10 protein-coding genes are annotated in these 16,431 nt (G+C 35.7%); 8 read left to right on the plus strand and 2 right to left on the minus strand.

Annotated elements, in window-relative coordinates:
- The first annotated feature begins 6 nt into the window (after positions 1-6).
- The 7 genes from ABD859_RS22735 to ABD859_RS22765 all read left to right on the plus strand — a co-directional run bounded on the left by ABD859_RS22735 (position 7) and on the right by ABD859_RS22765 (position 7,945).
- Positions 7-1,542 carry a RagB/SusD family nutrient uptake outer membrane protein gene (locus ABD859_RS22735; RefSeq protein ID WP_345147079.1) on the plus strand — a complete coding sequence of 512 codons (1,536 nt, stop codon included), beginning with the start codon at positions 7-9 and terminating at the stop codon, positions 1,540-1,542.
- Positions 1,543-1,699: 157 nt separating this feature from the next.
- Entirely contained in the window at positions 1,700-3,229 is a 1,530-nt protein-coding gene (locus tag ABD859_RS22740) for a sialate O-acetylesterase (protein ID WP_345147080.1), read from the plus strand.
- A gap of 95 nt (positions 3,230-3,324) precedes the next feature.
- Positions 3,325-4,395, plus strand: coding sequence for a glycoside hydrolase family protein (locus ABD859_RS22745; protein WP_345147081.1), 1,071 nt, complete (start codon positions 3,325-3,327; stop codon positions 4,393-4,395).
- Between the two features lie 10 nt (positions 4,396-4,405).
- The gene (gene rhaM / locus ABD859_RS22750) at positions 4,406-4,729 is read left to right on the plus strand and encodes an L-rhamnose mutarotase (protein WP_345147083.1); all 324 of its coding nucleotides are present in this window, start codon (positions 4,406-4,408) and stop codon (positions 4,727-4,729) included.
- Positions 4,730-4,767: 38 nt separating this feature from the next.
- Positions 4,768-6,057, plus strand: coding sequence for a DUF4861 domain-containing protein (locus tag ABD859_RS22755; RefSeq protein WP_345147084.1), 1,290 nt, complete (start codon positions 4,768-4,770; stop codon positions 6,055-6,057).
- Positions 6,058-6,133: 76 nt separating this feature from the next.
- Positions 6,134-7,462, plus strand: a complete 1,329-nt coding sequence (locus tag ABD859_RS22760) for a rhamnogalacturonidase (protein ID WP_345147085.1) — start codon at positions 6,134-6,136, stop codon at positions 7,460-7,462.
- A gap of 306 nt (positions 7,463-7,768) precedes the next feature.
- Positions 7,769-7,945 carry a histone H1 gene (locus ABD859_RS22765; protein ID WP_026729959.1) on the plus strand — a complete coding sequence of 59 codons (177 nt, stop codon included), beginning with the start codon at positions 7,769-7,771 and terminating at the stop codon, positions 7,943-7,945.
- 150 nt (positions 7,946-8,095) lie between these two features.
- On the opposite strand, the gene ABD859_RS22770 is transcribed toward ABD859_RS22765, so the two are convergent.
- Complete coding sequence (locus ABD859_RS22770) at positions 8,096-9,571, minus strand: rhamnogalacturonan acetylesterase (RefSeq protein WP_345147086.1); 1,476 nt, start codon at positions 9,569-9,571, stop codon at positions 8,096-8,098.
- Positions 9,572-9,746: 175 nt separating this feature from the next.
- Entirely contained in the window at positions 9,747-12,608 is a 2,862-nt protein-coding gene (locus tag ABD859_RS22775; protein WP_345147087.1) for a glycoside hydrolase family 2 protein, read from the minus strand.
- A gap of 292 nt (positions 12,609-12,900) precedes the next feature.
- On the opposite strand from ABD859_RS22775, the gene ABD859_RS22780 reads away from it, so the two are divergent.
- The gene (locus ABD859_RS22780; RefSeq protein ID WP_345147088.1) at positions 12,901-16,311 is read left to right on the plus strand and encodes a DUF4450 domain-containing protein; all 3,411 of its coding nucleotides are present in this window, start codon (positions 12,901-12,903) and stop codon (positions 16,309-16,311) included.
- The last annotated feature ends 120 nt before the right edge of the window (positions 16,312-16,431 follow it).

The following is a 16,431-nucleotide window of genomic DNA, read 5'->3' on the forward strand; positions in this document are numbered from 1 at the left end:
AAGAAAATGAAAAAATATATCTTCATAGCCGCAGGTGCTTTACTTTTATGGGCACAGTCATCTTGTACAGACGAGCTTACACAGCTGCCTTTGTCACAAGGAACAATTGAAAATTTTTATGCAACTCCCGGCGATTTTGTACAGGCCAGAAATGCAACGTATTCGATAGCTTTTCACGGAACTAGCGTTTACGGCTACGCAAACCGATTAATGAACTTAAGCGAAACCAGATCTGATAACTTGATGGCGACAACACAAGCATCAAGAGACTGGGAGGGAATTAACAGTTTTTACACTTCTATCAGCTCGAACACTTATGTAAAAGAAGCATATTTAACCAATTACAATGCGATTTACAAAGCCAATCAGTTATTAGAAAAAATAGCCGAAAAAGGAGATGCCATTTTTACAAATCCGGCAGATAAAACGTCAATGGCTGCAGAAGCCCGTTTTTTAAGAGCATTTTGTTATTTCGATTTAGTAAGATGGTTTGGCCGAGTGCCGTTAATCGACAGAACGGTTACAGCTCAGGAAGCTTCAAAAATACCTAGAACTGCTGTTGCAGATGTTTATAAACTGATTATTTCCGATTTAGAACTGGCAATTCCGGATCTTGCCCCATCTTATGATACGGCAAATTTTGGACGTGTAACTAAATACGGTGCAAAAGCATTATTAGGTTTAGTTTACATGACACGCTCAAGCCCAACTTACGGAATTGACGGCGCAACATTAGGATTAAGCGAATGGGATAAAGCATACAAAGAATTAAACGATATCAAGCTAAGTGGTTTATATGCTTTTGGAACAGATTACGATCCAATTTTTAAAACAGAAGGAAATGCCAACAAAGAAAACGTATTGGTAATTCCGTATACACAAAATATTTCAACTCCGGTAGGAGGTAACTTTATGGTAGAATTAGGTTACGAGCCTTATTTTGCATCTTTAAATTTATCTGCACAGGGCGCTTTAGAAGCCAGACCTATTTCAAACGGATTTATGAGTTTGTTTGCCGCGACTGATAAAAGAAAAACTTTTGGAATTGCAACAAGTTATACCGTAGCTTCCGGAACTTACAAAGGAAGTTATACACAACCGGTTTTTAAAAAGTATATTGATGCTTCAAGATACGGAAACGGTCGTGAAGACTGGGGAGTTGATTTTATGATTACACGTTACACAGATGTTCTAATGCTGATGGCCGAATGTACGCTGCATGGCGGAGGAGGTTCTCAGGCTGAGGTAGACGATATTGTAAACAAAGTAAGAACCAGAGCCGGACTTACAGCAAATGCTGCAAATATTACATTAGATCAATTGTTTCAGGAAAGAAGAAAAGAATTTTTTGCAGAAGGAACGAGATGGTTTGATTTAATACGTTCAGGAAAAGCTGTAGAGATAATGAATGCCTGGAAAGCGGCCGAGGATACCGAAAACAAAATCAGAACCATTGATAATAATTCGCTCTTATATCCAATTCCGTTATCAGAAATGTTAGCAGTTCCTGGACTATACGATCAAAATATTGGTTACGATTAATAAATTTTGCCCCACTTTTATTTTTTGTTTTTTGAAAGAAGCTGTCTTTTCAGACAGCTTTTTTTGTCATTTTTGTATTACGGTAAACAGGAAAGCACAGGATGCCCAACTGGTTTAACTATTTTAAATTTAAAATGTACTTAAAAAATCAAAGCCAATGATTTACTCAAAAAAAATACTATTACTTTTTTTAGTTTTAAGTGTAAAACTTTCTGTATCAGCACAGGTAAAACTGCCCGCTCTTGTTGGCGATAATATGGTTTTACAGCAAAATGCCAAAGTTAATTTATGGGGATGGGCTTCCCCAAACGAAAAAATCAATATCAGTTTAGGCTGGTCAAATGAAACAGTTGAAATAACTGCCGATGCAGAAGGAAACTGGAAAACGGCTTTTTCTACCCCAAACGGAAGCGAAAAAGCCTATGACATAACTATAAACGCATCCAACAAAATCCTTCTTAAAAACATTTTGATAGGCGAAGTCTGGCTTTGTTCCGGACAATCGAATATGTTTTTTCCGGTAGGAAGAGAAGAAGGTACATGGAAAACAGGAGTTAAAAATTACGAAGAAGAAGTAAAAAACGCTTCATATCCAAATATCAGATTATTTACTGTTGCACTTAATGCAGCACAAAAACCGCTGGAAGACGTAACAGGAAACTGGAAAGTATGCAGTCCGGAAACCATTAAAACATTTTCGGCAGTGGCTTATTTCTTCGGAAGAGATTTATATCAAAAACTAAATGTTCCAATTGGGTTAATTTCCACATCTTGGGGAGGCACAAAAGCCGAAGCATGGACAGCGCAGCATATTTTAGAAGATGATGTGGCTTTTCTGCCGATTCTTCAGGAAGATGCAAAAAATGAAAAAATATATCAGGAAAAACTCGAAGCCTATTATCTGGCTTTAACCAATGAAAAAATTGCCAGCGCAGCCAACGCACCAAAAGGACAATTAAAAAAGCCTAAAAAAGAACCCAACAAAACCTCTTATGTTTTATACAACGCCATGCTGCATCCGCTGGTAAATTATACCATAAAAGGCGCAATTTGGTATCAGGGCGAAAGCAATTCTGGAAAAGCCTATTTGTACAGAAGTTTGTTTCCGGCCATGGTAAAAAGCTGGAGAGACGAATGGAAACAAGGAGAATTCCCTTTTTATTATGTGCAGATTACACCGCATAAAGGACAAAATGCTGAGATAAGAGAAGCACAATTAATGTCTTTAAAAACAATTCCGAACAGCGGTATGGTTGTAACAACCGATGTTGGTGATGCGCAAAATATTCACCCAATAGATAAGCAGACCGTTGGCTACAGACTCGCTTTATTAGCAAGAGCAAAAACTTACGGCGAAAATAAACTCGTTTTTTCAGGACCTATTTTCAATACTATGAAAATCAAGAAACAAAAAGCACAATTGTTTTTTGATTATGCCAATTCAGGATTAAAGAAAACAGGCGATGTTTTAAAAGAATTTGAAATTGCAGGTGAAGATCAGATATTTTATCCAGCCGATGCTAAAATTGATGGAAAAACAATTGTCGTTTCATCTTCAAAAGTAAAAGAACCTGTCGCAGTTCGTTTTGCATGGAAAGCCGTTCCCGAACCTAATTTATTTAATAACGAAAATTTACCGGCATCACCATTTAGAACAGATAATTGGATGTTAACAGAGAAAAAATAATGTAATTTCTTTAGCCACAGATTGCACAAATTAAAAAGATTAATCATTGAAATCCGTTTAATCTGTGGCAAAAAATAAAATAATAAAAAAACGAAATGAACAGAAGACAATTTATTATCGGGAATTCTCTTGCCGTAATGGGATTATGTCTTCCGTTTTCGGCGAAAGCCTTTGATTTTTTAGACGATCCCAAACTTTCAGATTTTGAAAAAAGACTCAAACCTGTTGGACGTGCTTTAGAATTTGAAGATTATTACGTTTGGTGCAACAGCCCAATTGAAGGTCCCGACGGCAAAATTCACGTGTTTTTTTCGCGATGGAAAAAATCAAAAAGCATGAGCGGCTGGATCAACGGTTCTGAAATTGCCCACGCCGTTGCCAATAAACCCGAAGGTCCATACGAATATGTAAGTACTATTTTAGCACCAAGAGGTGAAGGATTTTGGGATGCAACAACCTGTCACAATCCAAGTATTCATTTTGTAGACGGAAAATATGCATTGTTTTTCATGGGAAATTCAAACGGAAAAATGAACACAAAACGAATTGGATTAGCTGTTTCAGATTCACTTTACGGTCCGTGGGAACGCCCAGATGAACCTTTATTGCTTCCGGGAGAAACCGGTTCATGGGATGATCTGCTTACAACGAATCCTTCTTTCTTAAAACATCCAAACGGAGAATATTGGCTGTATTATAAATCATTGGATACTGAAAATTATGAACATCCAAAATTCCCAATAAAAGGAAACCGAAAATACGGTTTAGCGATTTCGAAATCACTCAAAGGGCCTTATATCAAAATTAAAAATAACCCTGTAATTGATTTTTCAAAACTGGGCGATAATAAACAATGCGAAGATGCTTTTGTGTGGTACGAAAACAAGAAATTCAAAATGCTGGCAAGAGATATGGGCGTTTTTGGAATGGATTACGGACTTTACATGGATTCTGATGACGGAATTCACTGGAATGATCCGCAGATTTCCTATCAGCCGTTAGATAAATACATCAAACAGCCCGAAGCGCCAAAACATTTAAATCGTTACGGACGTGCAGAAAGACCTCAGTTGTTATTTCAAAACGGAAAACCGACTTATTTATTTACCGCTTCGCAAGGCGGAAAATATGAAACTTCATCAGCTTTTATTTTTAAAATCGTTTAAAAGTCAAAATATGGAAAACACAGTAAGAAATGCTTTTACCATGAAAGTAAAGTCAGGTTTTGAAAACGAATATAAAATACGTCATGATAAAATCTGGCCGGAACTTACTGCGTTACTCTCAGAAAGCGGTATTTGTGATTATTCCATTTTTCTCGATGAACAAACAGGAATGCTTTTTGGTGTTCAGAAATTAAATCCGCATTTTGACCGTTCAAAACTTTCCAGTCACCCGCTTATGAGAAAATGGTGGAACTATATGTCAGACATTATGGAAATAAATCCGGACAATTCTCCAAAAACAAATCCGTTAAAAGAGGTTTTCTATTTAGATTAAATGATTAAATTGTTTTCAATAAAAAAAGTAATATAATAATGAAAAGTACAATCAAACTTTACGTCCCAATTGCATTTTCGGTATTAGTTTCTGCCGGCTGTTATGCCCAGAAAAAAACAGGAAATACAATTGTATTAAAAAACACTTCAAGTATAGAACTGCCTCAAAAAGCCATTACGATTAAAAGAAATCAGCTTTCTGTTAATAATGATTCAGGAAAATATCCAATTATCATTTATAAAAACGATACAATTCCGGCTCAGGTAAATGATTTAGACGGCGACGGAAAGTGGGACGAATTGTTTTTGGTAACTGATTTTTCTGCAAAAGAAGAAAAGAAAGCAACGTTAACGTGGTCAAAAACTGATCCTAAATTTACAATAAGAACCAGCGCCAGATTCGGAAAAAGAGAAGGCAAAAATCTTCCGGTTCATCCAGATACACAAGAAGTTTTATTAGCCAATCAGGTGCATAAAAAATTGGGATATCAAAAATACCAAACCGACGGTCCAACATGGGAAAATGACAAAGTAGGTTTTAGACATTATTTAGACGGAAGAAACTGTAAAGACGTTTTTGGTAAAAAAACACCCGGAATTACACCAGAAGATGTGGGAATAAATAGTAAAGGCGCCGTAGAAGATAATTACCACGTAATGCTCGATTGGGGAAGAGATATTTTTCCTGTGGGAAGTTCTTCAGGATTGGGCGGTTTTGCTTTGCTGACCAGCGATAATAAAGTAGCAAGATTGGGAATTTTAGGAAATGACACGATTAACAATATTGAAAAAACAACTTTTAAAATCGTAAGCGAAGGTCCGGTAAATTCTGTTTTACATTACAATTATGAAAATTGGGAAGCATCAGGAAATAAATATCAAGCAGAAGAAACGGCGTCAATCTGGCCGGGTATGTACGGTTATAAAAACACGATTTCTATAAATGGATTAAAAGGAAATGATACACTTTTAATTACCCTTTCTAATATTAACAATCAAAATCCGCTGCAGGTAATTGATTCCGGCGATTTTGTATGTTTTATTCAGCATGATAAATTAACGTATGAGCGCCAATGGATTTTAGGAACGGCCATAATTGTTCCAAAAGATGTTTATAAAGGTTATTTTGAAGCTCCAAAAACAGGTCAGCTTACTGATTCATATCTTATAAAACTTTCGGCAAAAAATAATCAGCAGGTAAGTTATTACCCAATTGCCGGCTGGGAATTAAGCCAGGATAAAGGCTTTAAAGATGCCGCTTATTTTACAACCTATGTAACCACTTTAGCCAAACAATTATCAGCTAAAATTAAAGTTGAGGTGAAATAACAAGCTATAATTCTAAGAACTTTTTCAAAGCTTATAGCTTTGAAAAAGTTTAATAACCACAAAACTAACTAACCAAATGAAAACCATTTTTAAAATTCTAATCTGCGTGATTGGCTTTTCTCAGCCGTCTTTTTCGCAGAAATATTCTAATGATACCTTTCCAGACGGAAGTCCGATTTCAGATTGGTTTAAAGATTACTCTAAAATTCAATTAAAAGATTTAGGAAAAAAATACACCATAACCGATTTTGGAATTGTAAAAGACAGTACGAAAATCCAGACTGCCGCAATTCAAAAAGTAATCGACAAAGCTTCGGCAAATGGAGGAGGGGTAATCGTAATTCCAAAAGGAGTTTTTTTAAGCGGTGCCTTATTCTTTAAACCTAAAACAGCTTTGTATGTTGAACAAGGCGGAGTTTTAAAAGGCTCAGATAATATTGCCGATTTCCCTATAATGCCGTCCAGAATGGAAGGGCAGAATCTGGATTATTTTCCGGCCTTAGTAAATGCTTACGGAGTCGATAATTTCTCTATTTCAGGAAAAGGAACTATAAACGGAAACGGTAAAAAATACTGGGAAGCTTTTTGGCAGAGACGTAAAGAAAATCCAAAATGCACCAATCTCGAAGTTTCGAGACCGCGATTAGTATTTGTATGGAATTCAAACAATGTACAGCTTCAGGATGTAAAACTCATTAATTCAGGTTTTTGGACGAATCATTTTTATAAATGTAATAATGTAAAAATGCTTGATTTGTATATTTTTTCACCGCATATCGAAATCAAAGCACCAAGCACAGATGCTATTGATATTGATATTTGTAATAACTTTTTGGTAAAAGGCTGTTATATGTCGGTTAATGACGATGCGATTGCTTTAAAAGGCGGAAAAGGCCCTTATGCCGATCAGGATAAAAACAACGGACCAAATTCTAACATCATTATTGAAGACTGTAATTTCGGATTTTGTCATTCGGCTTTAACCAACGGAAGCGAATCTATTCATAACAGAAACGTAATTATGAGAAACTGTAAAATTGACGGTGCTTCGCGAATGTTGTGGCTTAAAATGCGTCCAGATACACCGCAGCGATACGAATATATAAGAGTAGAAGATATTAAAGGAGAAGCAAAAACCGGTTTGGCCATTTTTGCATGGAAACAATTTTTTGATTTAAAAGGCCGCCCAGACATTCCGCTTTCTTATGGAGATAACGTAACGCTTAAAAATATAGATTTAAAATGCGATACATTTTACGGAGTAGAGAACGATCCCAATGTGCGTTTGACCAATTTTACTTTTGAAAATTTAAATATTCAATCTGTAAAAAGCAATATTGACAAAAGCTTAATAAAGGGTGTTGATTTTAAGAATGTGTACGTAAATAAGCAGTTAATCGAGTAAAATTTCCGCACATTCTCAATTCGTTGTATAACTTTTTAAGCCAAAATCTTATATTTTTTAACAATTTTAATGTTTAATAAAAAATATTTTTACCCCGTGTGTGGTGCGTACATAAAGAGTTATGTTTTAAAATTTGATAGTAAATGTCTGATTAATAGTTTATTGTAAAATGAAAAAAATCAAAAAAAACATGAGTAAAGATTTAGTTAAATTTTGACTCGAAAAACAATGATAATTTTAACAGCAAATATGTTGTAACTATCAATCAAACTTCTATTTTTGCGCCTTAATTTAATAATTATAAGCATGAAAGATCTATTAGTAAAAATCAACGCCGAAATTGACACATTCAAAGCAGAAGCTGAATCTTTAACTGAAAAAGGTATCAAAGCTGCAGGACCAAGAGCACGTAAAGCTACTTTAGAAATTGAAAAACTTTTAAAAGAGTTCAGAAAAGTTTCTATCGAAGAATCAAAAAAATAATACAACTAAAACCTCGTCACCCGACGAGGTTTTTTTTTGCTTCAGATTTAAAAGGTTTTAAGTTTCAGGTTTTAAGTTTCAAGTTTCAGGTTTCAAGTTTCAGGTTTCAAATTGGTTTAGACTCATAATTCACCATTCACAACTCACAACTCACCATTCAACAACTTTCCTAATACATTTTGCTGCTGTCTGAGCGTTTAAATCAGCACCTTCTTGTCCGGTGTGAGTGTGGTCTTTTGGGAAAAAGGCTTTTACTTTTTCCTTTCCCAAAACTTCATATTTTTGAGCAACAGCGCCGCTCAAATCAATATAAAAAACATTTTCCTGTTCAGCGATTTCCTTCGACCATTTAATATAGGTATCAAATCGTTGTTCTACTTTATCATTTGGCCATTCGTTTCTTGGCGTTAAACTCAAAACAATTGGTATGGCACCTTTTTCTTTTGCCTCACGAATCATTTTGATCATGTACCAGCCAAAAGTATAAAACGTTTCTTTTGAACCGTCAGGACGAATTATTTCCTGAGATTCGCTGCCAATTCCTTTTAAAGAACCTCTAAACTTCTCTTTGTCAACGGCGCCCGCATCATTATGTCCAAACTGAATTAGAACAAAATTTCCGGGCTGTAATTGGTTTTTAACGTCTTCCCAAAGTCCTTCAGTAATAAAAGTTCTGGAGCTTCGGCCGCCTTTTGCTTTATTGATAACCTCAATTTTCGTTGTATCACAGTATTTAGGAAAAGAAACACCCCAGCCCACAGCATCAGGATTTCCATTATCGGCCATGGTTGAGTCGCCAATTAAAAATACTTTGTTCTTAGAGGGAAGAACAATTTTAGGATTTTTTAAAATATAATGTTTTAAAGAATTCTTACTCACTTTCAATTCATTAATAATCACAGAAGCCGACAAAACAGCACCTTTTGCAGAAGTATGCGTATGATCTCTTTTATAAAAATAAGTATCCGTTATTTTTGATTCGCCCAGCTTTTCCATTTCAAGCGCCATTTTTTCATTCAAATTAATGAAAGTCACTTTTTCCTGCAATGCGATTTGTTTCGCCCAAAGTCCATAAGAATTATCATTTCTGGGAACTTTTCCGTCTTTCCAATCGTTTCTCGGAATCGGAGAACACACAATCGGAATTGCGCCTTTGGATTTTGCTTCACGAATTATTTTCTGAATATACCAGCCATAACTATGTACAGTTTCATGTTTTTTGGTCAGGATATTATCGATTTCCTGTGTTTCATTTCCAATTCCTTTAATCGTTCCTCGCGCACGAAGACTGTCATTTATTGGGCCGTCGTCATTATGTCCAAACTGAATCAAAACATAATCACCTTTTTTAAGTTTATTCAAAACCACATTCCACAAACCTTTATCCTGAAAAGTACGGCTGCTTGTACCGCCAAGCGCATGATTTTCTATATGAATTTTGGTTGTATCTAAAAACTGACCTATAAAATCGCCCCAGCCCCAAAGTCCGCCCGCACCGTTGCCTTTTCCGTTTTTCACAGTAGAATCGCCCACCATAAATAAAGTAGGTTTATGATCTTGTTTAGTAGTAAAATTGAAAAGTAATAAAGCAAGAAAAACAAAAGCGAATATTTTAATTGATTTCATGTTTTTTTTAATTGTGAATTGTGAGTTGTGAGTCGTAAAGCTGAGCGGAGCGAAGCCTTTATAGGTAAAATCTAAAATCTAAAATCTAAAATCTAAAATCTAAAATCTAAAATCTAAAATCTAAAATCTAAAATCTAAAATCTAAAATCTAAAATCTAATCCCGAAGTTTCGGGACTAAAATCTAAAATCTCGAAAATCAAACCATAAATCCATTTTGATGCCATCATCGCCTTTTTTGATTCTGATATTTGTAGGCTGGCTTTGCGGACCTTGCTGTTCTAAAGGTTTAAAATCACGCATAGCCGGAATTTCATACATAAACGAAATATCGCCTTCTGGAAAATCAGGCTGCGGAGAACTTCCCGAAAAAGCATTTTTAGGTAAATCAGGTGTAAATAATCTCAAGAACAAATTATCAGATTCGCTGAAAACTTTAAAAGAAGATGTTCCCGCTTTTAAATCAGCGCCCAATAAATTAGCATGGTAACCTTTAAACTCCGGATAGATAAGATTTTCAAAACTTTCTCCTGTAATCGTATTGTTGTATTCTTTTTCCCAAAAACCATATGTTGTTCCTTTAATGCGGTTTTTCCAAACGCGGTACGGACCTCTTCCAAACCATTTAATTCCGGTTACCTCTTTTTCAGGAAAACTGAACGTAATACCAAAAGCATTGATTTTATCTTCAAAAAAAGCGCCGTCAAAACCATCTCCGCCAGAAGCATTTTTTAAAGCCAGCATTTCCATTTTAAATCTTCCGTCGGCTTCCATAATCCATTTTATAGATGATAAACCGCCGGAATAATTAACCTGACAAATCGCTTTTTCGCCTTTCTGAGATATTTGAATATCTTTTAATTTTGCTTTCATACCAATAAATCGCGGTCCGTTTGCCAGCGGAATGGTTGAGGTTTTATTTGATATTTTTTGAATTTCTCCTGTCTGCGAATTTATAGTTACCGTTACATCATTTCCTTTCAATGTAATTACAGAGTCAGTTTTGGTTACCAATGCTTTTGCTTTTAAATCTTGAACTTTCAAGAATTTTGAAACATAAAATTTAGCTTTATGAATAGGCCAGGTCCAGGTATAAATTTCCTTGTTGAACTGATCGAAAGCCGTTATAGATAAAACATCGCCTTCAAAGAAATTTTCAGGAAGATTAAATTTGATTTTTCTCGTTTCACCCGGATCAATACTCGGAATTTCAATATTTCCGGAACTTATTTCCTGAGCCGTTTTATCAGAATATAAAATATCATCGTCGGCTTTTAAAACTTTAAATTCCATTTTACAGGAATTCAAATTGCTGAACAAATAATCATTTGTTATTAAAAAAGAACCGTCAAACATATCTGAAATGTGTTTGGGCTGAAACTGAATGGGCGCCCAGATTTCTTTTACAGAAAAATAACTGCCTTCTCTTTCGCGATGAGGTCCCAGAATTCCGTCGGCGGCGAGAGAACCTTTAGAATCAAACTTTTGCTCACCTTTCCAGTCAGAACGTTTTACCGCTTCGTCGAGCATTGCCCACATAAAACCTCCGGCAAAAAGCGGACTTTCTTTGTAGCGGTTCCAAAAATCTTCTAATGCGGCACCGTGACCGTTATCATACGTTCCATGCATAAATTCAGTTGGGAAAAATACATTTTCACCCGAATTAAAACGATGCATTCCTGTTAAATACGTTGGATAATGATGCGTGTCCCAGCCGTCAAAATCAGCCCACGGATGAATTACAATTCTTTTCTGCGGATCATTTTCGGTAAAAACTTTATCGACTTCATAATTCCATCCGCCTTCATTTCCGTTGTCCCAAATAATTACAGATGGATGATTTACATCGCGCGCAATCATTTCTTTCGCCAGTTTTGTTCCTGTTTCGGTATCATACGAATTCTGCCAGCCGGCGAGTTCATTCAAAACAAAAAGCCCAAGAGAATCGCAGACATTCAGAAAGTGATCATCTGGCGGATAATGTCCGCGAACCGCATTCATATTCATGTCCTTAATCAATTTTACGTCCAGTTCGCTTATGCGTTTGCTTGTACTGCGTCCGCCTTCCGGCCAAAAAGAATGACGGTTAATGCCTTTCATGATAATTTTAGTGCCGTTTACGTAAATCCCGTCCTGCTTTTTAAACTCTAAAGTTCTAAAACCAATCTTTTTATGATATTCATGAAGAATCTTTCCGTTTTGTTTTAAAACCAATTTTAAGTTGTATAAATTGGGATTTTCAGGATTCCACGGTTTAATGTTTTCCCATTTTGCAGTAATTGTTTCTTTTGTAGTTTTCGCTTTAAGCGGCAATGTAAAGGCGGGAAAACTTTCGCCGTTTTTATCTGAAATAGAAGCTTCTAAAACAACATTTTTTGAGATGTACTGTAAATCCAGATCAACTGTAATCGAACCATCCATTTTTGGATTTACCGCAATATTCTGAATCTGTGTTTTTGGAGAAACTTCTAACCAAACCGGACGATAAATACCGCCAAAAAGCCACCAGTCGGCTCTTCTTTCAGCATTATTTACCGATTTATTAGCAGAATGTTTCCAGACATGAACTTCTAAAGTGTTTTTTGAACCCAATTTTAAAAGAGGCGAAATATTATATTTGAATTCATAAAAACCGCCCTGATGAACCGGTCCTGCTATTTTTCCATTGATTTTCACCTCAGTATCAGTCATAGCGCCACCAAAAGCGATTAAAACCGTTTTATCTTTATAATCAGCCGGAACATCAAATTCATATTTATAAAAACCTTCTTCTTTGCTGGGCTCTTTTTGATTGAGTTCTTTATACCAGCGTCCGTACGTGTACTCGCCAAAACCTTCTAATTCCCACTGCGACGGTACATTTATTTTTGTCCACACTTTGCTGTTTTGGCCGTCGGTGCAATAAAAATCCCATTGTACAGGATGTTCAAAATCTACTCCCGAAAGATAAATTTTATCAGTCTGCTGTGCATGGGCACTAAAAAGAAACGTAATGAAAAAAAGAAATCCGGGAATGTTTTTTAAAAGCCTTCTGTTCATATAAATTGGGTTGGTTTTGCGGTTCGTTTTCTTTCAGTTTTTAACTGCTGAAAGAAATTGTGTTATCAAATCTAATTGTTCGTTTTAGATATTGTATCCTGTACTATGATGTTAAAAAATGTAAGATTATTTTAAAAATTAGTATTTTCTTTAAATTTCTAAAATCAGGTAGGTACAGGATACTATCCGATAAAAAAACAAAGAAATTGCAACTGCATTATTTAATTGATAAAATAATAAAGGAAAAATTTTATTATTCAAATTTCAATAATCCTCAATATTTTGAATTTTTATGAGAATTAAAAAACAATCTATTTGCACTTTAGTTGTCCTTTTTTTGTCGTCGGTTGTTTTCATTTTTGGACAGGAAAAAACGTCAATCCGCAAAATACATTATGTACCAGAGGGCAATAGTTTTGTTTTAAAAAACGGAACCCGAAAATTCAACAGAGCGCTTTACGGATCTAATACGGCTTTTAGAGTTGAAACAGGAGATCTGCCTGAATTTGCCATGTATATGCCCGGAATGGGAGGCAATTTTAAAATGGCATTGGTAAATGGAAAAGAAAGCAAATGGATAACCGAAGCTTCTAAAATCGATACCCGATATGTTTTAGGAACCATGCATTATACCATTGAAGATCCGATTTTAGGAAACGGAAAATTATTTGTAGATGTTGCTGCTCTAAAAGAAAGCGAAGGTTTTATTGTAAAAGTATATGGAGAAAAATTACCAAAAAATACAAATCTAATTTGGGCTTTTGGCGGTGCGACGGGAAAGAAATTCAGCCGTGACGGCGATATTGGTGCAGATCCGGAATCGGTTTTTTATTTACAGCCGCAATATTGTCTCAATAATATATACACACTTAAAAAAGAATCTTTTGTTTTAGAGTATGGTTCAGAAAGCAACCGTCAGAAAACAGGAAATAACAGAACTTTAAGCGGTTTCTTTCCAAATTCTGAAGTTCATTTGGCTAATGCCGATCTGCAGAAAAATCCGTTGGAATTATTTAATTCAAAACCTGAATCTCTGCCTTTAATAACAGGTAAATTAAGCTCAATTTCAGAAAAAGGAAATTACTGGCTTTTTGTTCCTGAAGTTTCAAAAGTAGATTACACCCAAAAATCTATTGCTGAATTTTATGCAAAAGCGGTTGAAGAAACGCATCTTTTAGCGAATCGAATAAAAGTAAAAACGCCAGATGAATACATAAATACACTGGGTTCTGCGCTGGCAATTGCTTCAGACGGAATTTGGGAAAGTCCAGCGTATCTGCACGGAGCCATTGCGTGGCGAATGTATCTCAATGCGTGGCGAGGTGCTTACACAGCCGATCCGCTTGGATGGCATGACAGGGCAAAAACACATTTTACAAGTTACAGCAATTCGCAGGTAACCTCTCCGGAAAGCGGACCTGTGGTTTTTGATGAAGAAAAAAATTTGGCAAGACAAAAAGAAGAAATCGGAAACTCGATGTTTAGCAGCGGTTATATCAGCCGTAGTCCGAATAAAAATAATGTAGCGCACCATTATGATATGAATCTGGTTTTTTTCGACCAAATGTTTCGTCATTTTAAATGGACGGGCGATCTGGCTTTCTTAAAAGAAATGTGGCCGACAATTGAAAGACATTTAAATTGGGAAAAAAGAAATTTTGATCCGGACAATGACGGACTTTACGACGCTTATGCTTCAATTTGGGCGAGCGATGCTTTGCAGTACAGTGGCGGCGGCGTTATTCATTCATCGGCCTATAATTATTATGCGAATAAAATGGCGGCTGAACTGGCTAAAAAAATAGGTAAAGATGAAACTCCTTATTTAAAAGAAGCAGATAAAATCCTGAAAGCCGTAAACCAGCAGCTTTGGATTTCTAAAAAAGGAATTTTTGCCGAATATAAAGATGCTTTAGGAAACAGATTACTGCACGATTCACCGGGAGTCTGGAGCATTTATCACACCATCGATTCAGAATTGTCGAATCCTTTTGAGAGTTATCAAATGCTGGATTATGTCAATAATCAGATTCCGCATATTCCAATTTCCGCAGAAGGATTAGATAAAAAAGACCTATATGTAATCAGCACCACAAATTGGCAGCCTTATACGTGGTCGACCAATAATGTGGCTTTGGCTGAACAACTGCATACTTCGCTGGCTTTCTGGCAGGGCGGACAATCTGAAAAAGCCTATACAATGTGGGAAAGTGCATTAATCGAAAGTATGTATTTGGGCGCTTCGCCGGGTGGTTTCGAACAGCTTTTGTTTCAGGATGCCATGCGCGGCGAATTGTATCGCGATTTTGCTGATCCAATTGGTATGGCATCGAGAACTTTGGTCGAAGGACTATTCGGGATTCAGCCTGATGCTGTTAATGAAGTTCTGACCATTCAGCCCGGTTTTCCTGAAAAATGGAATAACGCTTCTTTAGAAATTCCGGATATTTCAATTGATTTTAAAAGAGAAAACAAAGAAGAAAAATATTCGATTAAAAATAAGTTTTCGGCAAAAATGAATTTAAAATTGATTTTGAATTCGTCTTTTGAAAGTGTAGAAAGTATTCTGGTGAACGGAAAATCAGTTTCGTGGAAATTGATTTCTGAAAGCATTGGAAAACCAAAAATCAGCATTGAATTTCCTTATAGTTCGAATTATGATATTGTGATTAAATGGAAAGGAGATTCTTTAGAAAATATAAAAGAAAAAGATTTTTATACGTTAAATGAAGCTTTAGAATTTAAAACGTCAAAAGCTGAAATTGTTTCGGTTTATGATCCGCAGGAGGTTTTAAGTTCAGTTTCAAAAGAAAATCATTCGCTTAAAGCGAAAGTAAATTCGGCTGGTAATAAAGTATTTTTTGTAGAATTGAAACAAGGAGAATTGACTTGGCAGCATCCCGTTCATTTGAATGTAAAAGCTGAAAAACAATCTAATGAAAATCATACAAATTGGGATTTACCGCTTGATAAATCAGCGAAAGTAGAAACAATACCATTAACAGCTTATTTTAATGCAAAAGTTACTGATATTTTTAATTACGAATATTTGTCGCCAAGACCTAAAACTGTGACGTTACAGCTTCCAAAACAAGGAATTGGAAATTGGTGTTATCCAAATGTAACGGTAAAAATTGATGATTCCGGACTTCGCGAAAAAGCAAAACTAAACGGGGAAATAAAAACACCAAACGGAATTCCGTTTCAAACACCTTCAAATGAAAACCTGAAAAATATTGCTTTCACCTCGATGTGGGATAATTTTCCGGAAAGTATCAATATTCCGTTAAACGGAAAAGCTTCGCGCGCTTATTTTCTGCTCGCCGGAACCACAAATCCTATGCAAAGTAGAATTACAAACGGCGAAATCACAATACATTACACTGATGGAACTTCGGAAATTCTGCCTTTAAAAAATCCGGAAAACTGGTGGCCAATCGAACAGGATTATTTTACAGACGGATTGGCTTTTACAACCGATGCTCCAAAACCACTGAGAGTTTATTTTAAAACGGGTGAAATTTCAAGAGATTTTAAAGATTTTAAAACCATAAAAGGTTTCAGTAATTATGGCGTAGACGGCGGTGCAGGAACGATTTTAGATTTACCGTTAAATAAAAACAAAACCTTGAAAAGTCTTACTTTAAAAACCATTGCCAATGATGTGGTGATTGGTTTGATGAGTGTGACTTTAATTAGATAATCTTAAAAAATAATATGAATGAAGCAGTTTGAAATTTAACCGCAAAGCACGCAAGTTTTATATGCTTGTATGATATTGAAAACCACAAAGTACGCAAAGCTTTGTGTAGAGAAAGCTTTG

This window comes from Flavobacterium ginsengiterrae (assembly GCF_039539785.1).
GTDB lineage: Bacteria > Bacteroidota > Bacteroidia > Flavobacteriales > Flavobacteriaceae > Flavobacterium > Flavobacterium ginsengiterrae.